Source organism: Chitinimonas lacunae (assembly GCF_042650885.1).
Classification (GTDB): domain Bacteria; phylum Pseudomonadota; class Gammaproteobacteria; order Burkholderiales; family Chitinimonadaceae; genus Chitinimonas_A; species Chitinimonas_A lacunae.
Map to the genome: position 1 here is coordinate 64,409 of NZ_JBHSBU010000002.1, position 21,614 is coordinate 86,022.

Genomic DNA, 21,614 nt, shown 5'->3' on the forward strand with positions numbered 1-21,614 from the left:
GACGCTCTCCAGATTTAACGGACGGCCGCAGGCGCGGCCTCGATCACGGCACGCATCCGCTCGATAAAGCGGGCGCGCGAAAACAGTTGGGCCCGGGCTTCGGCCGCATGGCGCATCGCCAAGGCCCGATCGGCGCTGAGCGCAGACACGGCCTCGATCAGATGCTCGACCGTCGGGTCGGCAGGCAGCATCAGCCCGGTCTCGCCATCGAGCACGGTTTCGAGCAGACCGCCCTCGGCCACCCCGATCACCGGCTTGCCGGCTGCCATGCTCTCGACCGGCGACATGCCGAAATCCTCGTCGCGCGGAATATAAATGGTGGCGCGGGCGCCGCCGATCAGCTCGGCCAGTTGCTGGTCATTGAGCCAGGAAGTGAAGCGCACATTGGGCAGGCCATCGGCGAGCCGGCGCAGCCGCTCGGCCTGCGAGCCGCCCGAGGCCACCACCAGTTGCTGCGAAGGCAGACGGCGGAACGCTTCGATGATCAGATCGACCCGTTTGAAATCCTCAAGCCGCGCCAGCGACAGGAAATAGTCGCCCTGCTGGCGCCAGCGAAAGCGTTCGGTATCGATCGGAGGATTGACCACCGTCGCGTCGCGCCCCAGATAGCGGCGCAGGCGGCCACGGACATTTTCGGAGTTGGCGATCAGGGTATCCATGGCCGCCATCGAGGCTTCGTAACGCGGCTTTACATAGGCCATCAGTGCCAGCAGCGCCGGGCGCAGCGGCAGCGGGAAACGCTTGAGGTAATAGTCACGCAGGTCATACACGAAACGCGGCAGGGTATGGCAGTAGTAGAGATTGCGCCCGCCCAGCCGGTGACGGACCGCCAGCGGCGCATTAGAGCCGCTGAACAGCGCCCAGTCGTAATCGGCCAGAAAACGGGTGGCGGGTCCGGCAAAGGCACGCATCACCTTGAGGGTGCGCCAGCCCGGCAAGGCGGTGGCGGCGGCAAGGTCGTGGCAGTGAAGATCGGCGATCTCCTCGGCCGGGAATGCTTGGGGGTCGCGATAGCCCACACACAGATCGACCCCGGGCAGACCGCGCACCAGATCGAGCGTCAGGCGCTCGGCCCCGCCACGCACCAGCAGAAAATCGTATAGAACGATACCTTTTACAGCCAAGAACGCACTCCCCACGCCAGAAACAGCAACAAACACAATTCCGTACCGATACTGGCCCAGGCCGCCCCGACCACGCCCACCTGCGGCAACAGCCACAGATTGAGCCCGATATTGACCACGGCCGCGACACAGACTGCCAGCGCATACAGCCGCTCCCGGTTGAGCGCCACCGCCGCCTGGGTCAGCACATAGTTGGGCGCCACCAGTAAAAAGGCCAGCAGCAGCCAGCCCAGCAGCGGTGCCGCCGCCTCATAGCCTGGACCATAGGCAAGCCGCAGCACCCAGGGCGCCAACCAGAATCCGAGCATCGCGCCCAGCAGCGCCACCAGCGTGACGCCCACCAGCGCTCGGCGCAATACGGGCCGCAGCGCCAACGGGTCCTGCCAGCGCAGCCGCAGTTCACGGAAGAATACGGTGGCAGCAGGCGCCAGCAGCAAGACACCACCTTCAAACAATCGGTAGGCGGCGGCATAGCGGCCAATATCGGCATCGGGAATGCCGCAGTGGCGCAGCAGCACGATATCGATACGGAAATACACCGCCGTCGCCAGATCGATCAGCAAGAACGCCCCGGCCGCCCGATACACCGCCGCCGGCGGCCGCCATTGCGGCCGTGCCCGGAAACCGACCAGCAGCAAGGCCAGCGCCACCCCGAGCGCCCAACCGGCAAAGGCCGCTTCGGTGCCCGCTTGCCACAGCCACAGCGCCAGCAGTAGCGTGAGCGCCGTCAGACTGCGCAGGCCGACCTGCCATAGTGCATCGCGACCGAAATGGCCCTGGCCGCGCCAGCAGGCCGACAGATAGTTGGCCACGGCCAGCAGCCCCAGGGCGAGGATTGCCCAGGCAATCGCCACGCTGTCGGGCCGGCCCAGCACGGTGACCAGCAGGAGCGCTGCAAGCGTCACCCACAGCAGATGGCCCAGAGCAAAGCCCAGTAAGCGCTCGCCATCGATGCCCAGACCCGACGAGGCCGACTCGCGCTGCAACAGAGTCTTGAAGCCGCCATCCTGCAAGATGGCCACCAGCGTCGCCACCGTCAGCACATAGTTGTACTGGCCAAAACCGGCCGGACCCAGCCAGCGGCCCAGCACGAACACCAGCAGCATCGACACCAGCGCCACCCACAGCGTGGCCAGCGTCTGGCTGGCCCAGGCCCGCGCCAGCACCTAGACCGTCCGCTGCCGCCAGTGCGCTACCACGTCAAAGGCCGCACCGAGGCATAGCTGGTAGAAGAACAAGGTCGCCACATGGGCAGCAAGCTGGCTCATGCCAAGCCACAACAGCACGGCGGAAGCCGCCAGCGCCAGCAGGCCGCCCAGAAACAGCGGGCCACCCGGGGCGCTGTAGAGCCGACCGGCCAGAATGGGCCAGCGTCGCGTCACCCACGGTTGCGCCATGCGACTGAGCTTCCACCACAACCCGATCAGCAGCAGCGCACCGGCAGTGAACCAGGCGCTCTCCCCGGCTTCGGCCTTGCGTGACAAGCCAAGCAGATAGCAGGCAAGCGCCGCCAGCAACAGCAGAACCGGCGCCAGCCGCACCGAGCGCAGCGCCCGCGCGACGCCGCCGCGCAGCATCACGCTATAGCACCAGAGCGGACCGAGCAGCGCAGCGAGCACCAGCCCATCGCGCGGCAGACCATAAGCCCCGACCATCCAGGCGGCCCAACCCAGCCAGGCGAGCATCAGCCAGCGCCGTCCCAGCGCCTGATGCAAGGGCGCAAGCCCGCTCCAGCGCCCGAGATGCCAGCCCGAGGCCAGCAGCAGGAATATCCCGCCACCACCGAGCCAGACCGCCCCGCGCGCGCCGGCACCAGCCAGCCATAGCAGCGCCAAGGCCAACAGCACCGCACCGTAATTCAGCCAGCGTGACCGGCTGGCCAGACGACTCAGCATGCGCCCGGCCAGGCCCAGTGTGTGGCTCAGTGCCCAGACCAGCCAGCGCAGCAGTGCCACGACCGTGCGCCATAGCGACTGCAAGACACCATAGCGCCAGCCCAACCAGAGCAATACGCCCGCCACCAGACCACCGGCAAGTTTACTGAGCTTGCCGGGGCCGGGCGGAGGCGCGGGTGGGCGCAGCGACACGCGCCAGTTCTCCACCGCCGGCGACAGCAGCGCACTGCCAAGCAGCGTCAGCCGCTTCAATTCGAACAGTTCGTTCTCGGCAAGCCGCAATAGGGGCATCCGCTGCCCGGTCCCTACCGCCCATTGGCCATAGTCGAGCCAGACCGGCACACCGCCGCCCTCGAAAGCCGCCTGCACTGTTGCCGACAGCGGCTGCGGCAAACGCCGTTCGGCGCCAAGTTGCAGCGCGACGCCGCGCTCGAGGACAGCACGGGCCGACGGCCGCGACGACAGTCCCACAGAGACGGCAAAGCCGGTCTGGGCAGGCTGCTCGACCTGGAGTCGAGCACGCCATTCAATGGCCTCCACCGTTTCATCGGGGGCGAAATGCGCAGCCATGGCAGGCGCCAGCCCCTCTTCGATACTGCCATCGTGCGGACACCATTGCCGTTGGTAGCGGCCGCCCTGACTGCCCGTCATCGCCAATTCCAGCCAGCAGCCCTGGGCCAGCGCCGTATCGAGCCGGTAATCGAGCCTCAGCTGCAACAGATCGCGCGCCGGCAGCCCGAGTGGGGTGCGCCACTGAAGCAGCCGCTCGACGCTGCCGTCCGGTTGCAAGGTCGCCACCAGCCGGCCGGCCTCGGTGCCCAGCTGGTCGGTCGGCGCCGCCCTCGCTGCTTCGATGGTCGGGGAGAACTTGCCCCAGCCCGGCCGGGGCGAGGCAAAGGCGGCAGTCGCCGGCACCAGATAGGGGCGAAATACGCTCAGGTCGCCCAAGGTCCACGGTCCGGCCGTTTCACCGGGCACGAAACGCAGCCGCAGCGACCGTATCCGACTGGTCGGCGGCAGATAATGGCCCAGCCATAGCGGCCGATTGGGTTGCAGCCGCAGCTCCACCCGCCGACCGTCGGCCAGTTCGACATCGAGCGGCAGCGAAGGAAACTGGGCCGCACCATGGGTCAATTGCACGGTCAGCCGCAATTCGGGCGCCACGGCAATATCGACGGCCCAATCGAGCGTCACGGTCCCGCTGTCCTTGAAGGTCAGACCGTCTGCGCCAACCGTCGGGACTGCGCGTGGACCGTCCAGCCGAAGCGTCGCCCCCCAGCCCGCCAGCTCGAATTCACCTTCCTCGCGCCGCTGTGGCAAGGGCTTGGCCTGCGCCAGCGGCAACTGGGCGGCGAACGCCAGCCATTCGAGCCGGTCCGGGTCGCCCGGCCGCAGCAGAAACGGGCCGCCCAGGGTTTCCAGGAGACGGGCCGTGTCGACCTGGTAGCGCGGCAGCCCCACTTCGGCGAGTTTGACCAGCCGTACCCGCTCGAAACTCGGCCGGCACAGCGCATCGCCTTCGGCCGTCAGCACGGCCGAGCGCAGCGGCATGCCGTTATCGTGCTCGCGCGCCCGGGTCCGCAGATCGGCCACCGTGCGCCAGCCCGTCGCCGTCAATTGGCGGGTCTGCAAGGCAAGTGGCACGGCCGACCCGGTCACCACGGCCTGCTGCGGCGCCTGGGCGCCGATCAGGGTCATGCGGCGCAGCGGCTTGTCGCGCACCACCTGTTCAGGCGTGCCCTGGTAAAAGACCAGGGCCTCGGCAAGATAGACCGACTGGTTCCGATTGCGGTAGTCGGTCATGGTCTGACCAAGATGAAGGCGCACCCGGGTGCGTACCCCATCGTCGTGGGTATCGCTGGTGAAGTCGCCGCCTGACAGCAGCCGGCTTGGCCGCTGGTGTTCGCCCTCGCTGATGAACAGATTGATCCCGCTCAGCACCGTGCCGCTCGGGAATTCAAATTCCAGCGTCTCGGCATAGCTCAGGGGCACATGGAAGCGCTTTTGCATCACGGTGAAGTCGCCATCGCGGGCATAGCGCCAGTGACCGTCGTCAGCCAGCCCCAGCTGGCGTCGCAATAGATAGAGGAAATCCTTTTCCATCCAGACGGCCTGGGAAGGCTGCAAATTAAGCAGCACGCCATCGCGGTCGAGCAGCGATTCGCCGCGCAGCTGCACCGCCCCGGCGCTCAGTTCGAGCCGGATATCGCAACGTCCGGGCGCGCCGTGATCTATCCACAGCTCGTCGAAGTCGGCCAGCGAGACACCAGCCGGCACCGCCAGCGGCTGACGCCGCTCACCGGCGGCAGTGAGACCGAGATCGACACCACGCTCGACCACCGTCGCCGAGGCCAGCCTTGGCAGCAGCTTGGCCCGTAGCTGGTAGCGGTCGGCATAGAGCGGGTTGCCAGGCTCGATCGGCTGTTCCACCCGCCCCCAGTAGCCCGGCACCAGCGGCTGACCGAAAGCCGCCACGGTGTCGGCGTGGCTCGACAGACCGCTCAGCCACAGCAGCAGGACAAACAGCAGACGGAAAAAGGACAGGCAGGGTCGACGGGTCATGGGGTGACGGCGTTCCGTTGCAGGATAAGGAAGCCGTCGTCCTCATGGACCACGGCATAACGACGGCGGGTCTGGGCCACCGCGTCGAGATAGCGGGCGGCGACGGTCTGGTCGTGGCAGCGGTCGTAGCGCCAGTCGCAGCCCCGGTCGAGCACGAACCAGGGCCGCCGCATATCGAGCACCACATAGTCGGCCCAGCGAGGCTCGCCCAGCGGCGATGGCGCCGCGGTGCCGTCGGTGACGAAACGATAAAGCCCGGCCAGATCGTGCTGCGACCAGTCGGGCAGCGGCTTGGGCGCCAATACCGCATCGGGAAAGGCGAAATAGCCATGACGCCTGGGCAGATGGCCCCAGTTGAGCGGATTTTGCACCGCCACCGTGCGAGTCGGATCGGCCGGAACATGGCGCAGCAAGGCCGACTTGATCCGCTCGCTGCGTGCATCGCTCAGATAAGCCTCCTTGCGATAGCTCCAGACCTTATCGCTCCAGAACAGACGCCCGATCGGCGAAGAAGTGAACAGCGCGTGCCCGGCCAGCAACAACAGCACAAGCGGCAGGTACAGCGCCCGCAGCGACCGGCCCCGCCCGCGCCACCTGCGCTCCAGCCAGGCCAGCCCATGGGCGAACGCCACCATCAGCGGCACGATCAGGCCGGCCGTATAGTGGTTGCCATAGCTGTAGTAGTTCTCGCTGCGCGCCAGCATGGCAATCGCCAAGGGCGGCAGTGCCGGAATCAGCCAGCCTGGACGCAACAGCGGCAACCCCGCCAGCAGACCGAAGATCACCGCCAGATAGACCAGCTTGCCCGGGGTCTGCAAGGGTTCGAGCAGCAATAGCCAGGGCTGGGTCGCCAAGGTCTTCAGCATGGCGCCCAGGCCGTTGCCGAGCCAGGCAAAGGCGCCGGCATCGAGTCCGCCGTGCGAGCCGGTGAAATAGGGAATCAGCCAGTGCGTGGCGATATAGAACCAGCCAAAGCCCGCAAGGACCAGCAGCGTCCCGGCCGCCAGCAGCCGCCCGACTCCCGCTTCACGCCGGCCGAGCCAGGCCCGCCAGTACAGAAACAGACCGCAGGCTGCCGTCTGCAAGGCAAACGGCTCCTTGACCAGACAAAGCGCCAGTGCCCAGACCACCGCCCAGCCGATCCGGCCGCGTTCATAGGCCAGATAGAAGCCGCACAGCAACGGCACCGCCAGATGGTCGAAATGGAAATCGAACAGTGCGTTGACCCAGAGCGGGTAGTAGAGCAGACAGGCCAGCGCCGGCAGAAAGCCATAGTGCCGCCATAGCCACAGGGCCGGCAGCGTCAGGCTCAGGCCCTGGAGAGCCAGTATCCCCGGTGCACCGGACGCCTGGTACAGCCAGGCATAGAGCGGCATCAGCGGCTGGGCATGGCCATAGAAGGCATGGCCATGACCACCCGGTTGCAGCAGATTGTGGAAGTCGGTCTCAAACAGGCCCAGATCGAACCAGTTGCTGGCCAGTGCCTGATATTTGAGCACTGCCATCAAGGCCGGCAGCAGCGCCAGAAGCAGCAGCAGGCCAAGCTGCCAGCGGCTCGCCGGCGCAGTCCGCACCAGGCCCTCCCGTGCCGGGACGGGCTGCGACAAGGTCAGCGCCATCGTCAGCGCGGCAGCGTGTCGAGCGCGCGGCGCAGCAGGTCGAACTCGGCGTCGAGCGGATAGTGGTGATTGCCGATAAACAGGCCGTGACGGTCGATCCAGTCGGCGTTTTGCAGCTCGCCCTGGATTTCATGATCGAACCAGGACACCACCTCGTTCTTGGCGAAATTGCCCGCCACGATCGGACGGCATTCGATGCCATGGGCCGTCAGCGCCGCCACCAACGCGTCGCGATCGAACGGCGCCTCGGGGGCGATCACCATGCTGAAGCCGAACCAGCTGCTCTGCCCCACTTCACGCTGCGGCCGCAGGTACGGGTAGTCGCGCAGCAGCGCCAGAAAGCGCTCGGCGTTGGCGCGCCGCACCTCGATCATGCCGGGCAGCTTTTTCAGCTGCTCGCTGCCCAGCGCTCCGCTCAGTTCAAGCGGCCGCACGTTATAGCCCGGCAGCACGAAACGGAACGATTCGCGGAACGGGTCATCGGACTTCTCGCCGCAGACATGGTTGAATTTGGGCAGATTGCGGGTCCAGCCATGGGCCCGCAGACAGAGCAGCAGGTGATAGAGCTCCTCATCGTCGGTCACCACCAGCCCGCCTTCCATGGTCGAGATATGGTGGCTGAAGAAGGAGCTGTAGCTGCCCATCACGCCAAAGGTGCCGGTCTGGCGCCCCTGATAGAGCGCCCCCATCGATTCGCAGTTGTCTTCGATCAGGGTGATGGGGCGGCTGCCGACGATCTCCCTGATCCGGCCAAAGTCATTGGCGTTGCCCAGCAGATTGACCGCCATGATCAGCCGGGTGCGGTCCGTCAGCGCTTCGGCAAGCCGGTCGAGGTCGTAGTTGAGGGTGTCGCGGTCGATATCGACGAATTTGAGCTTCAGGCCGTATTGATAGAGTGGGTAGTAGGTGGTGCTCCACGACACGGCCGGCACGATCACCTCGTCGCCGCGCTCAAGCCGGCCTTCCTTGCGGTAGCACAGCGCCGCCACCATCAACAGATTGGCCGCCGAGCCGGAACTGGCCATCACCGCATAGCGCGAGCCGGCATAGGCGGCGAATTCACGCTCGAAGCGAGCCACCCGCTCACCCATGGTGAACATGCCCGATTCGATCACCGACTGCATGGCCGCATATTCGGCCTCGTCCCAGGTGGTACTGGCCAGTTGATAGCGCTTGTCGCTGTGCATCGCAAATCCCCTAGTTATCTGGACGCCGCTCACAAATCTTTTTCTTGCAGGATATTGGCAAAATTGTTTGTATATCCCGTGAGCAATGGCGCTTCTTTGTCACAAAGTTAATTAATCGGCTGTCTTGTCAAGACTGCATGCGCTGTCCGCCTATCTGATGGCACGCGGAGCCATCGAACAGGCGTCGGACTGATCTCTCGCGGCCCGCCCAGCCTCAGGTCAGCTCGGACGCGGACGCCGTAGCTCGCCCCGCAGCGACTACCAGCCCTGCTCGGCCCGCTGGCGCAGATAGTAGTCGTAGGTCCGTGCCGCACCGTCGGCGAGCGAAGTGCGGGCGCGCCAGCCCCAGGCTTCGGCTCGGCGCGTGTCCACCAGCTTCTGCGCCATGCCGACCGGCCGGCTCAGATCGTGATGGAAGCCGCCCCGGTAGCCGATCACCTCGGCAATCATCCGGTAGTAGTCGTTGATGCTGTAGTCGTGTCCGAGCCCGACATTCATCAGGGCAGGCAGGCTGTCAAAGCGCCCGATCGCCTCGACCAGGCAGTCGGCCAGGTCGCCGGCGTAGAGAAATTCGCGCCGCGCCGTGCCATCGCCCCAGATCTCGACCGAATCGTCGCCGGCGAGCTTGGCCTCATGGACCTTGTGGATGATCGCCGGCACCAGATGCGACACCCCGGGCGAGAACTTGTCGTGCCGGCCGTACAGATTGCACGGGATCAGGGTCTTGTAGGACAGGGCCGGGTTCTCGCGGCCGACGTAATCGCACAGCCGGGCCACCGTGACCTTGGCCAGGGCATAGCCTTCGTTGGTCGGTTCGAGCTCGCCCTGCAATACGGCTTCCTCGACCAGCGGGTTGGGGGCATTGCGCGGAAACATGCACGAACTGCCCAGATTGAGCAGACGCGGCACGCCCGCAGCCCGGGCCGCCAGCACGATATTGCGGCCCATATCGAGGTTCTCGACCAGAAAACGCACCGGCTCGCGAATATTGGCCTGGATCCCGCCCACGGTGCCGGCAGCATGGATCACCAGATCGGGCTGCCGCGCCTCGAGATAACGCAGCGTGGCCGCGTAATCGGTCAGATCGAGGTCGCTGCGCCGAGGCGTCAGCAGCTCGAAATCGGCGATGGCGTGATGATCGAGCAGATTGCGGCCGACCATGCCGCCCGCGCCGGTCAGAAGAATGCGCATCGTGCCGGCCTCACTCACGGCCGCCGACGGGCTGGAAACCCTCGGCTTCGCACAGTCGGTCGCGCTGGGCCAGCGCGAGATCGGCCTGGGCCATCTCGCGCACCAGTTCGGCAAACGGGGTGCGCGGCGTCCAGCCCAGTTCCTGCCGGGCGCGGCTGGCATCGCCCAGCAGCGTTTCGACCTCGGTCGGGCGGAAATAGCGCGGATCGACCAGCACGACCGCCCGGCCCGACTCGTCGTAGCCGCGCTCGTTGACGCCCTCGCCTTCCCAGCGCAGCTTCATGCCCAGTTCCAGCGCCGCCGCCTCGACAAACTGGCGCACGCTGTACTGGATACCGGTGGCGATCACGAAGTCCTGCGGCTTGTCCTGCTGCAACATCAGCCACTGCGCTTCCACATAGTCACGCGCATGACCCCAGTCGCGCCGGGCGTCCAGATTGCCCAGATAGAGCTTGTCCTGCATGCCGAGCTTGATCCGCGCCAGCGCCCGGGTGATCTTGCGCGTGACGAAGGTCTCGCCCCGGATCGGCGACTCGTGGTTGAACAGAATGCCGTTGCAGGCATAGATGCCGTAGGCCTCGCGGTAATTGACGGTGATCCAGTAGGCGTACAGCTTGGCCGCGGCATAGGGCGAACGCGGGTAGAACGGCGTGGTTTCGCGCTGCGGCACTTCCTGCACCAGGCCATACAGCTCGGAAGTGGACGCCTGGTAGAAGCGGGTCTTCTTCTCCAGCCCGAGGATGCGGATCGCTTCGAGCACCCGCAGCGGACCCAGCGCATCGGAGTTGGCCGTGTACTCGGGCTCTTCGAACGACACCGCCACATGGCTTTGCGCCGCCAGATTGTAGATTTCGTCGGGCTGGATCTTCTGGATGGTCCGTACCAGCGACAGTGAATCGGTCATATCGCCGTAGTGCAGGATCAGACGCGGGTCGGGCGTATGCGGGTCCTGGAACAGATGGTCGATCCGGCCGGTATTGATCAAGGAGGTACGGCGCTTGATACCGTGGACCACATAACCCTTGGCCAGCAGCAGCTCGGCCAGGTAGGCGCCATCCTGGCCGGTGATGCCGGTAATCAGTGCGGTCTTCATGGTGAGTAATCTCCGTTTTCCGTGCCTTATCCAGTAAGGACTATAGAAAGAATCAAATCTATCCTGCCAGATGCTTGCCCAGCTCAACTCAATAGGAAATCAGGGCACGGCGAATCCGGTTCATCCAACGCAGGCGGGTCTGCCACGGCAGCCGTATCATGCGCTCGAAATAGAACACCTGAAGCTGGGCCAGCAGGCCCCGGCGCCCGGCCAGCACCGGCCGGCGCTCGAGTTCGAGCGCCACACCCTCGCGCTTGGCCCAGTCGAGCGAGGCGGGAATCCAGCTGCCCTTCTCGACCAGATTGACGAATTCGAACAGCGGTCTGGTCATGCCGTAGAAACCGTCGCTATAGGCGGTGCGGTACGAACCCATGATCTCGAAATTCCATGGATTCTCGCCATCGAGCAGCAGTTGCAGCAGATAGTCGCGATCCCAGAACGCCGCGACGGTCGCCCGATATGGCGCGCCCCGGGCGAATTCGGCAAACAGCGGGTCGTCGGTCGGCCGGTCGGCCTTGATCTGGTTCCAGTATTTGAGATGATGGGCATCGCGCTCGAGCATAAAGCGCACGCAATGGGCAAACTCGTCTTGCTTGATCGGGGTGGCGACCAGCAGATCTTCGAGCAGCACGAACACCTTGCGCGCCGGCACCTGGCGCAGGATGGCGCGGAAGCTGCTCGACCAGTCGCGGTCCGGCCCCGACAGCAGCGGCAGCACACCGGGCTCCTCACACGGCACTTGATTGCTGCCGAAGTAGACCGGATACGGGTTGTCGGGAAAACGGCGGCGCCACTGCTCGAGAAACGGCCGCCACAGGTCGGCGTACTTGTCGCAGGACAGGATCAGGATGGCGAAATCGTTCATCGTCTCAGCGCTAGGGTTGGGGGAAGGCCGCCGCCGACGAAGCCGGCCGGCGGCGCATCAGCCAGGCGGCGATGGCGACGATGGCCAGTCCTACGGCCAGCATCAGCCAGACCAGATTGATCGGGTCGTCACGCCACAGCCAGCCGCCACCGATCAGGATCGGGGTGGCGCCAAAGACCAGATAGGCGAACAGTAAACGGCCCTGGGCCAGCAGATAGTGTTCAAGCACCATCACCAGCGCCATCGGCACCATGGCAAAACCGTAGAAACGCAGAATGCGCGCCGCTTCGCGGTAAGGTTCGCCAAACAGCAGCACCGTCACCGGCTCGGCCAGCAGCAGATAGAACACCGCCCCGGCCAGCGTCAGCCCGAGCGTCAGCAAGATCGCCTTCTTGAGCAGATGGGCCGTGTCGTGGCGCAGCGTGTCGCCGGCCGCCGCCATCGGAAACAGCGGTACCACAATCGACGAGGGCAGATACATCACCGCCTTGCCGAGGGTCGCGGCGGCGGCGTAGAAACCGGCATGGCGCGGATCGAGGAAGGACTTGGCCAGCAGCACGTCGATCTGGAACATCAGATTGAAGGCAAGCGTGGCCAGAAACACCGGCAGCAGCGAACGCCAGGGCAGCCCCGGCACCTGTTGCGGGCGCTGCCACGGCGTGTCGAGCCGGCGCCAGCAATAGCCTATCCCGACTGCGGCCAGCACCCCGGTCGCCAGCGCAAGCCCGAGCGCCGCCCCACCGACTCCCCAGCCCAGTGCCACGAACAGTGCGCTGCCCAGCAGCTTGGCAAGCGGTCCCAGCACATTGAGCATGGCGATGAAACCGAAGCGATGGCGGGCCTGGGCCAGGCCGTTGGCGATCGGCAGCAGCAGGACGAAGAACAGATTCAGACCGATGAACAGCACCGGCAACAGCTCAGGCGAGCGCAGCATATGCTGGAGCGGCACCGAGGCCAGCGCAAACAGTGCAAGCCCCACCGCGCCAAACAGCAATAGCCGGGTCTGCACGCGCCAGAACAGCGCGCCGATCGCCGCCTTCTCGCCCAGCGCCAGATGCTGCGAAAACCGCCGGGTCACGGCGATATTGACCGTAGTCATCGGTACGCTGAGGATGGGCACCAGCGCCAGCAGCGCCCCGAGCAGTCCGTATTCCTCGGGCCTGAGCATCCGGCCCATCGCCACCGAGTAGGCGTAGCCCAGCACCCCGCCGACAATCGAGGTAAGAAACAGATAGGCCGAGGAACCGACCAGCTTGCGGGTCTGCGCCGCCTGCTCCTGCGCCGTAGGTTCGCTCATCAGGACTGTCCCACCGCAAGCTGCTCGCGACCGGGCGCACCGGCCCGGTGCGCCACCTCGCCGCCCAGCCGGGCGGCGATGATATCGCTGGGCCGCTCATCGACCCTGATCGGTGGCCGGGCATAGCGGCCGGGTTCGGCCAGGAAGGCGTCGATCACCGCCGGGTCGAGCCGGCTTAGCACCACATTGTGCTCGAGCCCTTCGGTCCGTTCGGTCACATTTCGCAACACCAGACAGGGCTTGCCGAGGTAGTAGCACTCCTCCTGGTTGGAGCCACCGTCGGTGACCACATGGTCGGCGCCTGCCAGCAACTGCATGAATTCGATATAGGGCAGCCGCTCGAACAGGGTGATATTGGGCTGCTCGCGCAGCACTTCCAGCAGGTTAAGCCGGCGCAGATGCACTTCGGTCAGATGGTGCAGGATGAAAACGCAGCGCATCCAACGCGACTGGGCAATCGCCCGGCCGACCAGATCGCGCACCAGCTGGTCGTCGAACAGGTTTTCCTGCCGATGCAGCACAAATACGAAATAAGGTTCGTCGCGCAGTGGCGCCAGCCGCGGCGACGGCTCGGCCTCGGCCTGCGCCAGGGCCAGCGCGTCGAGCAGGGTGTTATGGCCGGTATCGATCTTGTCGCCGCGCCGCTTTTGCAGATTGCCCACCGCCCAGCCATTGGGGCAGAAATGCAGGGTCGCCAGCCGCGAAGTGATCACCCGGTCGATTTCCTCGGGAAACGGATGGAAGTAGTCAAACGAGCGCAATCCCGCTTCGACATGGGCCACATCAAGACCATGAAGCCGCCCCAGCAGCGCCCCCATCACCGTCGATACGGTGTCGCCATGGACCACCAGCACCGCCTCGCCACGACGATGGCGGCGAAACAGTGGCCGCAGTTGCCAGAACGCCGAGCAGAAGGTGCGCACGAACCACCAGAGCAGTCCTAGCGCACTCTTTTTAATTTGGCCTCTAAACAGGACCAAATCAGGCGCCTGTTTTTCACAATATTTTAATAACTCACTGCGCTCGATATCGTTCTGGCCCGAGGCCAGCAACTGGAACTCGATGCCGCGCCGGGCACAGGCCCGCATCACCGGCATCATCTTGATCAGCTCGGCCGTGGTGCCGATGAAGAAATAAATCGTCGAATAGGCCATCTGGCTCAGCCGTAGAAATCGTGGATGGCGGCAGCGATACGGTCCACCTGCTCCAGGCTCAATTCATGGAACAGCGGCAGCCGCACCAGGGTGTCGGCGTAGTGGTCGCACCAGGGCAGTTCGCGGCCGTCGTGATGGGGAGCGTAATAAGGGCTGCGGTGCAGGCTCAGATAATGGAAGACCGCATGAATGCCCTGCGACTTCAGATGGTCGATCAGGCCCGTGCGCTCGTCGAGATTGCGGCAGACCAGATAGAACATATGGGCGTTATTGCTGGCGTAGTCAGGCACATGGGGCAGCCGCACCCGCTCCTGCTCGCCCAGCGGCGCCAGCGCTGCCCGGTAGCGCTCCCACAGCAGGCGGCGCTGCTGCTGGATCGCGTCCAGCTGTTCGAGCTGGGCATAGAGGAAGGCGGCGGTGATATCGGAGGGCAGGAAGGACGAGCCGATATCGACCCAGCCGTATTTATCGACTTCGCCGCGCCAGAAGGCCGAGCGATTGGTGCCCTTCTCCCATACGATCTCGGCCCGGGCGCTCAGTGACGGCTCGTTGACGGTCAGCATGCCGCCCTCGCCCGAGATGATGTTTTTGGTTTCATGGAAGGAAAAGGCACCCAGCGCGCCGATGCCGCCAAGCGGCCGGCCCTTGTAGTAGGCGTCGATCGCCTGGGCCGCGTCTTCGATCAGCAGCAGATCGTGCTGCCGGGCGAGTTCGAGCAGCGGGTCCATATCGCAGGCAACGCCGGCATAGTGGACCGGCACGATGGCCCGGGTGCGCGCGGTGATCAGCGCCTCGACCTGCCGGCAGTCCATATTGGGCGTTCCCGGTTCGCTGTCGGCAAATACGATGCGCGCGCCGCGCAGCACAAAGGCGTTGGCAGTGGAGACAAAGGTATAGGACGGCATGATGACTTCGTCGCCCGGACCAATGCCGGCCAGTATCGCCGCCATCTCCAGCGCGTCGGTGCAAGACGAGGTCAGCAGAGTCGCATGGAAGTCGAAGCGGCGCCGCATCAGCTCATGACAGCGTCGGGTAAACAGGCCATTGCCCGAGATCTTGCCCGACTCGACCGCCTCGCGGATGTAGTCGAGTTCGCGGCCGGTCATAAACGGTTTATTGAAGGGTATCGCGGTCATCTCGTCCGTCTCCGTCGAACCAGCGGTGGAAGGTATGCAAGGAGCGCTCGGGCACAAAGCCCTGTCTGATCACGGTGCGCAGCGCCGGCAGATTGCTCAGTTGGGTCGAGTATTCCATCGCCGTGCAACCGATCCGGCGCCCCCAGGCAAACGATGCGGCCAGCAACTGGCGATACAGACCCAGACGACGCCAGCGCGGATCAACTCCATAGAGCAGGCCATCACAGCGCTCCGCATCGAGTCTTTTGAGCACCGCAAAACCGGCCAACTGGCCCGCGTGCTCGGCTATCAATACCTGATCGGCTACCCCTTCGACGGTCACGGCCCGGCAGGCCCAGTCGGGATAGATCTGCTCGACCTGCGCGCGATCGAGCCGGCCATCGGCGTGGTAGTGGCCGACATAGCTGGTAAAGGTGCGCCGCACCACATCGGCCAGCAGCGGCACATCGTCCGGACGGGCCGGCCGCACGGTGGCGACCGTCTGTAGATCGGACTCGCTCAAGGGGCGGCGCAGATACACCAGGGTGTCCATCAGCCGGAACCCGGCCGCTTCGAGTGCCCGCACGCTCTCCCCGTCCTCGGTCGGACAACGCGCCAGCAGCAGCTGCAAGCCTTCCTGGCGACACTGTTCGAGCACGGTCGGCAAGGTGGCGGCGCACAGCGGATACGCCTTGCCGACCCGCAGACCGAAACGGGCGCTATCGAGCGGGGAGAACAGTTCGGCCGTCATCGCTTGATCAGGGTCTTTTCGTCGTAGCTTTTCATATCCGGCCGCCGCCCAAGCGCCTTGAGGCCGACGTGGTAGACGATCTGGCAGGCGGTGTAGAGGGTCAGCGCCGGATGGCTCAGATACAGTGCCTGACGCCGGGTCGCCGCAAGCCACAGGGCATCGAGCAGCGGCAACACCAGCGAGAAGGCATAGGGCAGGAACAGGAATTTCTTGTAGCGCAGTCCGCGCGGCTGGAACGACTGACGGCCATGAAAGCCGGCGGCGCCCACCTGGTCGAGATGGTGCACATTGTTCTTGATCCGCCAGCGGATCTTGGCCAGGAATTTGCCCCAGTTATCGCCCGAGTAGTGGCGCAGCGGATGGCGCTTGGCCACCGCAAAGCCCGCGCCGGCGGCGTTGAGCAGAAAGAACAGATGGCACAGGTCCTGTGCCTGACGGATCGGGATCTGCTCGCGCACGAATTCCAGATCGGTGGTGACGGCCGCCGCCAGATTCTCGATAAACAGGACATTGTTGGCGGGCGAGGCCGCAAACACCGTGGCCAGCTCATCGTCGGCCGCCACCGGCGCGCGCCGCGCCACCGCCGGCAGATGAAAGCCCATGCCGCGCGACTGCCGGTACATAAAGAACGAGAACGGCTCGCCAAACTCGTTGATGTACTCGTTGACGATCGGGTAGCCCTCAGGATTGAGATAACCCGAACTATCGACGGTGCGCACGCCAGGATGGCGACGGAAGGTCTCCACCACCTCAGCGAACGCATCGGGATTGACGATTTCCTCGTCGTGGTCGAGATAGATCAGGTATTTGCCGCGCGCGGCCTGAAACCCCACATATTTGGCGTTGACCGGTTCGGTCAGCGGGTTGTCGAGCACCGTACAGCCCATTTCGGCCGCCATGGCCCGGGTATGGTCGGTCGAGCCGCCATCAACTGCCAGGATTTCGATCCGGTCCTGCGGATAGCGCTGGCGGCGCAACGCCCCGACCACTACCGGCAGAAGCTTGGTCGAGTTGTAGGTGGCAATCACCACGCTGATCAATGGATAGTCCATGGCGGCCAGTCTCCGGTGCTAGCGGGTAATCACGAAGTTTTCGATCGCCAGCACGTCGACGCAATTGATCTGGAACGATTTGATCGCGTCTTCGGGGGTATGGACGATGGGTTCTTCGTGCATATTGAAGCTGGTGTTGACCAGGATCGGAATGCCGGTCAGCCGCTCGTAATGGCCAAGGATATGGTAGTAGAGCGGATGCTTCTGCTCGCGCACCAGCTGCGGCCGGGCCGTACCATCAACATGGACCACGGCGGGTGCCATCTCGCGGTATTTGTCCTTGACCCGATAGGTGATGGTCATGAATTCGGCGGCGAATTCCGAGCCGCTGATCTTGCCTTCGAGCACCTCATGGGCCTTCTCGTGCTGCATGACCGGGGCAAACGGCATGAATTCGGAGCGGTTCATCCGCTTGTTGAGGCTGTCGTTGATACCGTACTGCTTGGCCTGAGCCAGCACACTGCGCGCACCCAGGGCCCGCGGGCCGAATTCCATCCCGCCGCTAAACAGGCCCACCACCTTGTCTTCGGCCAGCAGTTCGGCAATCCGGCGGGCGCGGGCGTCGATATCGTCGATCCGTTCAAAGCGCTGCACACCGTGGCGCTGTAGCGCCTGCTCGACCTGGCCGGCATCGTAGGACGGGCCCAGATACATGGTCTCGATCTGGCGGCCACGGAACGAGGGGTCAAGCTCCTTCAGATTGAGATAGGCCGCCCCGACGCACAGCCCCTCGTCGCCCATATAGGGGGCCACGAAGATCTTCTTGACCCGTTCGATATTGAACAGGTACTGGTTCATCTTCACATTGGCCACCACGCCGCCGGCCAGCGCCAGACAGTCGTAGTCGGTCTGATCGAGGTAGTGACGCACCAGGGCAATGGCATTGTCTTCGAGCACTGCCTGGGCGGCGGCGGCCATATCCTCGCGGGTATAGGTCTCGCCCTTGAAGTATTTCTCGAAGGCCTGGCGCGGCTTGTAGTTGTTGAGCTGGTCCTTCATCTGCTGCATGGTCAGGCCGCCACGCAGGAACTTGAAGTAGGTGCTGGCCTGGAACAGCTGATCGGCCGGCCAGGTGGGAGTGAACATATTCTCGACCAGCTTGGCGCGGATACTGAGCTGGTTATTGCGGATATCGACCGCAAACAGATCGTGCAGCCGCTGATAGAGCTTGTTGCGGTCGCCATAGGCGGCAAGCCCGGTCAGTTTGCCTTCATGACGGAAAATCCGGAAACCGAGGCCGGATGTCACGGCGCCATAGAAAAAGCCCGCCGACACCTTCTCGTCAAAAGCCGCCACCCGCTTGATCTCGCCATTCTCGGCATGGGCCACGGTGGCCGACAGACCATCGCCGCCGCCATCGAGCGTCACCACCAGCGCCCGCTCCATCCCCGAGGCATAGTAGGCACTGGCCGCGTGGCACTGGTGATGGTCATACCAGTGCAAGCTGGCCTTGATCCCCAGCCGACCCAGCAGGGCCTGCCACTCGGCGATACCGTCCTGGTTCGACAGGAAGCGGCGCACATTGAACGGGTTGCGCAGGCATTTCTCCTGCTCGTCCGGGCTCATAAAGTCGATCTTACGGAACTGGTGGCCACCGGCGATCGCCACCGTCTTGATCCGACTGACATCGAAATGACGGGCCACATACTCCAGTGCGCGCAGCGGCACCGAGCTGTAGCACTTGATCCGATTGAAGCGCTCTTCAGAAGCCGCGAACAGCAGCCGGCGCTGACGGTCCAGCACGCAGACCGAAGAGGTGTGCTGCGGGGCAATGCCCAAAATCAGTTGATCGTCGCTCATCATCTTTCTCTCGCACTACAGATAAGGCCGCGCCCCGATGCCGGAACAGCGCCGCCGAAACAAAATCTCCCGCTAGCGGCCGGCCGGGTCGAGCAGACCAGGCGGCAGCCTGACGGCCGTCTTGATCTCGTACACGCTGATATCCAGCGAACGGCACAACAGCGACACCCCGCACTCGCGCTCGGGCAGGCTGTGGCGGCCCAGAAAGGCAAGTCGCGGATCGGCCGACAATTGCGCATTGATACGCGGCGCCTGCTCAAGCACCCGGTTGTAGATCACGATCCGGTTGATGCCATGGCGAGCCAGATTGTCGATGGTCAGCGGATTGTCGATCTCGCCCAGCAGCGGCCGTGCCATGCCGTCGCGCTGGAACAGCCGCAGATCCTTGGCACCGGCGATCGGCTTGCGATGGATCACCTGTCCCACCACTTCATAGAGCGGCGCCGTGCCCCAGCTCAGGTTGTAATAAGTCATCGGGTAGCTGGCGATGGCGCTGACCTGCTTATCGCGTGCCAGGCTCTCGTAGATCCGTGCGACCTGGCCCAGATCGGTCTTCTGCTTCAAGGTGGGCGAGCCCGGATAGACTTCGAGCAGATAGAGCGCCACAAAAGCGGCCGCCGCCACATAGGCCCAGCGGCCACGCTCGGGCCGGGCGGCCACCATCAGGGCGATCAGCAGGCCACCGAAGAAGGCTGCCAGCTGCACCACCCGCGATACGCCCCGGAACATATCGAAGAAGAAGAAATAGATCTGATTGAGCGGCAATAGCGCCGGCACATAGGACGACAGCGCCACGGCCAGCACAAAGCACACCATGAAGGGCGTCCAGTAGGACGAGCGCCAGTAGCGACGGCCAAGGCAGCCCAGAGTGATCAGCGTCAGCAGCGAATAGCCGAGGAAGGCGCCGACATCCATCGGGGCCGAGAACGGATAGAGCTTAGAGCGGATTCCGGGCATCAACAGCGCCCCTTGCGGAAAGATCGCACCGAGCAGATCACCCGCCGGGCGCACCAGCCCGGCCATCACCGGGTTGGTGATCAGATACCACTGCTGCTGAATGAACTGGATATTGAGCAGGAACAGGCACACCCCGCTCAGCAGTGCATACAGACTGAACCGCCGCAGCAACTGCCGCCATGGCCAGGGCTGGGCCAGCATCAGCACCGGGGTAAACAGCCAGCCATAAAACGACCAGTAGGGATTGATCCGGAATTGCAGGCCGGTCAGCAGACAGGACAGCACTAACTGGCTTATCCGGCCACTTTCGAGATAACGCAGGAAGAACAGATAGACGAGCGGCACCAACCAGAAATGGTTGTTGGCCATCGAGCCGCGCGACAGCATCAGGAAGTAGCCGGCAAAGCCGAAGACGATGGCGCCCAGCACGGAAGCCAGCTGGTCACGAGTCAGATGCCAGCACAGCAGATACATGGTGTAGGCCGTCAGCGGATAGGCCAGCAGCGCCGAGGCATTGATCACGAACACCAGGGTGCGCCAGTCGCCGCCGGCGAGCTTGACCACCGCTGCACGCAGGTCGTCGATCAGATTGTCAAACGGGAACGGCGACAGATCGAAGCCAAACGGATAGCTCATCGTCCCGGTCAGGCCGATGCCGTCGAACAGATGGTTCGAGTGGGTCTTGAGCCAGATGAACCACAGGGTACCGTCGGTATCGACATCGGGCATCGAATAGACCGAGAACGGGTCCACCGTCAGCCAGCGATGGCTGAACAGGGCAAGCGTGAGAACCACAAACAGGGTCAGGGCAAATGCGTGGCGCTTCCAGGCCACACCGGCTTCGACGGTCATACGGCGTTTTTCCGTGGACGCTCAGGACAGCGGATCGACCGGCGCCAGTCGCGCCCCGCTATTGGCTGCCCGCCGTGGCGGCGCCGCCTCGCTGCCGAAATTCAGCCGCTCGCGGATGATATAGAGGGGACGGTTGATCACCTCGGTATGGATGGTGCCGATATAGAGCGAGATCAGGCCCATGGCCATCAGCACGACGCCGATAAAGAAGGTATTGGCCACCACCACAATGGCCAGCGGGGTATACATATGCTGGCCAAGCAGGAAATAGGAACACAGCATCCAGGTCAGCAGACCGCCACTCAACAGGGTGATCAACACCCCCAGATAGCCGATCAGCCGCAGTGGAAACAGGGAAAACGAGGTAATGCTCGATACGGCCAGCCGCAGCAGTTGCCGATAGGAATAACCGGCCACCCCGGCTTCGCGGGCACCAGCATGGAATTCGACATAGACCTTGCGAAAACCCATCCAGTCCATGATGCCGCGGAACATCGGCTGGCGTTCGGTCACGCCACGGAAGGCATCGACTACCTTGCGATCGAACAGGCGGAAATCGGTGGTCTGCGACATCATGTCGAGTCCCGAGATACGCGACATCAGCCAGTAGTAGCCATGCGAGCCGATCCGGCGCAGCAGCGGCTGCTTGTCGATACCGGTGCGGACCGTGGCGACAATCTCGGCGCCACTGCGGCGCCAGGTATCGATCAGGGTGGGAATCAGTTCGGGCGGATGCTGCAAATCGGCATCCATACAGATCACGGCATCGGCGTCGGCGGCATGGACACCGGCCGTCAGGGCCACTTCCTTGCCGAAATTGCGCGAGAAGTCGATGACCTTGACCCGCTGGTCGCGCGCAGCGAGTTCACGCAGCACCGTCAGTGAATCATCGGGGCTGCCATCGTTGACGAAGATATACTCCCAGGCCACGTCATGGACCTGTACGGTGGCCTGTTCCAGCCGCTGATACAGGTTGCGCAGATTCTTTTCTTCCCGGAACACCGGAACGACGATGGCGATGGTTTGGATCATGCTCTCGACTTGCAGTGGATTCGGATTGGGCCGGCATGCCGGGCCTGCAAAACAAGCGATTCCTGAAT

General features: G+C 64.2%; 16 protein-coding genes. All 16 read right to left on the minus strand.

The annotated features are described in order from the left end of the window. Positions 1-14: 14 nt before the first annotated feature. Complete coding sequence (locus ACFOW7_RS20725; RefSeq protein WP_378168256.1) at positions 15-1,124, minus strand: glycosyltransferase; 1,110 nt, start codon at positions 1,122-1,124, stop codon at positions 15-17. Beyond that, positions 1,115-2,290: an oligosaccharide flippase family protein gene (locus ACFOW7_RS20730; protein WP_378168258.1), complete on the minus strand. Its 1,176-nt coding sequence runs from the start codon at positions 2,288-2,290 to the stop codon at positions 1,115-1,117. The genes ACFOW7_RS20725 and ACFOW7_RS20730 overlap by 10 nt, the downstream gene beginning before the upstream one ends. Further along, positions 2,291-5,581 (minus strand): hypothetical protein, encoded by a 3,291-nt coding sequence (locus ACFOW7_RS20735; RefSeq protein WP_378168260.1) that lies wholly within the window; start codon positions 5,579-5,581, stop codon positions 2,291-2,293. Next, positions 5,578-7,200, minus strand: coding sequence for a DUF2079 domain-containing protein (locus ACFOW7_RS20740; RefSeq protein ID WP_378168262.1), 1,623 nt, complete (start codon positions 7,198-7,200; stop codon positions 5,578-5,580). Before ACFOW7_RS20740 ends, ACFOW7_RS20735 begins: the two co-directional genes overlap by 4 nt. Before the next feature lie 2 nt (positions 7,201-7,202). Then, a complete protein-coding gene (locus ACFOW7_RS20745; protein ID WP_378168264.1) occupies positions 7,203-8,387 on the minus strand; it encodes a DegT/DnrJ/EryC1/StrS family aminotransferase in 1,185 nt (394 codons plus the stop codon). A gap of 258 nt (positions 8,388-8,645) precedes the next feature. Next, positions 8,646-9,578, minus strand: coding sequence for a GDP-L-fucose synthase family protein (locus ACFOW7_RS20750; protein ID WP_378168266.1), 933 nt, complete (start codon positions 9,576-9,578; stop codon positions 8,646-8,648). 10 nt (positions 9,579-9,588) lie between these two features. Further along, positions 9,589-10,671 carry a GDP-mannose 4,6-dehydratase gene (gmd, locus tag ACFOW7_RS20755; protein WP_378168268.1) on the minus strand — a complete coding sequence of 361 codons (1,083 nt, stop codon included), beginning with the start codon at positions 10,669-10,671 and terminating at the stop codon, positions 9,589-9,591. Positions 10,672-10,759: 88 nt separating this feature from the next. Beyond that, entirely contained in the window at positions 10,760-11,536 is a 777-nt protein-coding gene (locus ACFOW7_RS20760) for a hypothetical protein (RefSeq protein WP_378168270.1), read from the minus strand. Between the two features lie 10 nt (positions 11,537-11,546). Next, positions 11,547-12,833, minus strand: coding sequence for an oligosaccharide flippase family protein (locus ACFOW7_RS20765; protein ID WP_378168273.1), 1,287 nt, complete (start codon positions 12,831-12,833; stop codon positions 11,547-11,549). Further along, positions 12,833-13,987 carry a UDP-N-acetylglucosamine 2-epimerase gene (locus ACFOW7_RS20770; RefSeq protein WP_378168275.1) on the minus strand — a complete coding sequence of 385 codons (1,155 nt, stop codon included), beginning with the start codon at positions 13,985-13,987 and terminating at the stop codon, positions 12,833-12,835. The genes ACFOW7_RS20765 and ACFOW7_RS20770 overlap by 1 nt, the downstream gene beginning before the upstream one ends. A 5-nt stretch (positions 13,988-13,992) precedes the next feature. Further along, on the minus strand, positions 13,993-15,123 hold the full coding sequence (gene rffA, locus ACFOW7_RS20775) for a dTDP-4-amino-4,6-dideoxygalactose transaminase (RefSeq protein ID WP_378168277.1): 1,131 nt from the start codon (positions 15,121-15,123) through the stop codon (positions 13,993-13,995). Continuing rightward, positions 15,101-15,853: a GNAT family N-acetyltransferase gene (locus ACFOW7_RS20780; RefSeq protein ID WP_378168279.1), complete on the minus strand. Its 753-nt coding sequence runs from the start codon at positions 15,851-15,853 to the stop codon at positions 15,101-15,103. Before ACFOW7_RS20780 ends, rffA begins: the two co-directional genes overlap by 23 nt. Then, the gene (locus ACFOW7_RS20785; protein WP_378168281.1) at positions 15,850-16,905 is read right to left on the minus strand and encodes a glycosyltransferase family 2 protein; all 1,056 of its coding nucleotides are present in this window, start codon (positions 16,903-16,905) and stop codon (positions 15,850-15,852) included. Before ACFOW7_RS20785 ends, ACFOW7_RS20780 begins: the two co-directional genes overlap by 4 nt. Positions 16,906-16,923: 18 nt before the next feature. Further along, positions 16,924-18,708: a carbamoyltransferase C-terminal domain-containing protein gene (locus ACFOW7_RS20790; protein ID WP_378168283.1), complete on the minus strand. Its 1,785-nt coding sequence runs from the start codon at positions 18,706-18,708 to the stop codon at positions 16,924-16,926. 69 nt (positions 18,709-18,777) lie between these two features. Beyond that, positions 18,778-20,514: a hypothetical protein gene (locus ACFOW7_RS20795; protein ID WP_378168285.1), complete on the minus strand. Its 1,737-nt coding sequence runs from the start codon at positions 20,512-20,514 to the stop codon at positions 18,778-18,780. A gap of 21 nt (positions 20,515-20,535) precedes the next feature. Continuing rightward, entirely contained in the window at positions 20,536-21,546 is a 1,011-nt protein-coding gene (locus ACFOW7_RS20800; protein ID WP_378168287.1) for a glycosyltransferase family 2 protein, read from the minus strand. Between the last annotated feature and the right edge of the window lie 68 nt (positions 21,547-21,614).

What these genes read in the sequence shown, in the direction of transcription:
- ACFOW7_RS20735 (WP_378168260.1), bottom strand. Translation starts at nt 5,581, where the DNA reads ATGACCCGTCGACCCTGCCTGTCCTTTTTCCGTCTGCTGTTTGTCCTG.
- ACFOW7_RS20740 (WP_378168262.1), bottom strand. Translation starts at nt 7,200, where the DNA reads ATGGCGCTGACCTTGTCGCAGCCCGTCCCGGCACGGGAGGGCCTGGTG.
- ACFOW7_RS20745 (WP_378168264.1), bottom strand. Translation starts at nt 8,387, where the DNA reads ATGCACAGCGACAAGCGCTATCAACTGGCCAGTACCACCTGGGACGAG.
- ACFOW7_RS20750 (WP_378168266.1), bottom strand. Translation starts at nt 9,578, where the DNA reads ATGCGCATTCTTCTGACCGGCGCGGGCGGCATGGTCGGCCGCAATCTG.
- gmd (WP_378168268.1), bottom strand. Translation starts at nt 10,671, where the DNA reads ATGAAGACCGCACTGATTACCGGCATCACCGGCCAGGATGGCGCCTAC.
- ACFOW7_RS20760 (WP_378168270.1), bottom strand. Translation starts at nt 11,536, where the DNA reads ATGAACGATTTCGCCATCCTGATCCTGTCCTGCGACAAGTACGCCGAC.
- ACFOW7_RS20765 (WP_378168273.1), bottom strand. Translation starts at nt 12,833, where the DNA reads ATGAGCGAACCTACGGCGCAGGAGCAGGCGGCGCAGACCCGCAAGCTG.
- ACFOW7_RS20770 (WP_378168275.1), bottom strand. Translation starts at nt 13,987, where the DNA reads ATGGCCTATTCGACGATTTATTTCTTCATCGGCACCACGGCCGAGCTG.
- rffA (WP_378168277.1), bottom strand. Translation starts at nt 15,123, where the DNA reads ATGACCGCGATACCCTTCAATAAACCGTTTATGACCGGCCGCGAACTC.
- ACFOW7_RS20780 (WP_378168279.1), bottom strand. Translation starts at nt 15,853, where the DNA reads ATGACGGCCGAACTGTTCTCCCCGCTCGATAGCGCCCGTTTCGGTCTG.
- ACFOW7_RS20785 (WP_378168281.1), bottom strand. Translation starts at nt 16,905, where the DNA reads ATGGACTATCCATTGATCAGCGTGGTGATTGCCACCTACAACTCGACC.
- ACFOW7_RS20790 (WP_378168283.1), bottom strand. Translation starts at nt 18,708, where the DNA reads ATGATGAGCGACGATCAACTGATTTTGGGCATTGCCCCGCAGCACACC.
- ACFOW7_RS20795 (WP_378168285.1), bottom strand. Translation starts at nt 20,514, where the DNA reads ATGACCGTCGAAGCCGGTGTGGCCTGGAAGCGCCACGCATTTGCCCTG.
- ACFOW7_RS20800 (WP_378168287.1), bottom strand. Translation starts at nt 21,546, where the DNA reads ATGATCCAAACCATCGCCATCGTCGTTCCGGTGTTCCGGGAAGAAAAG.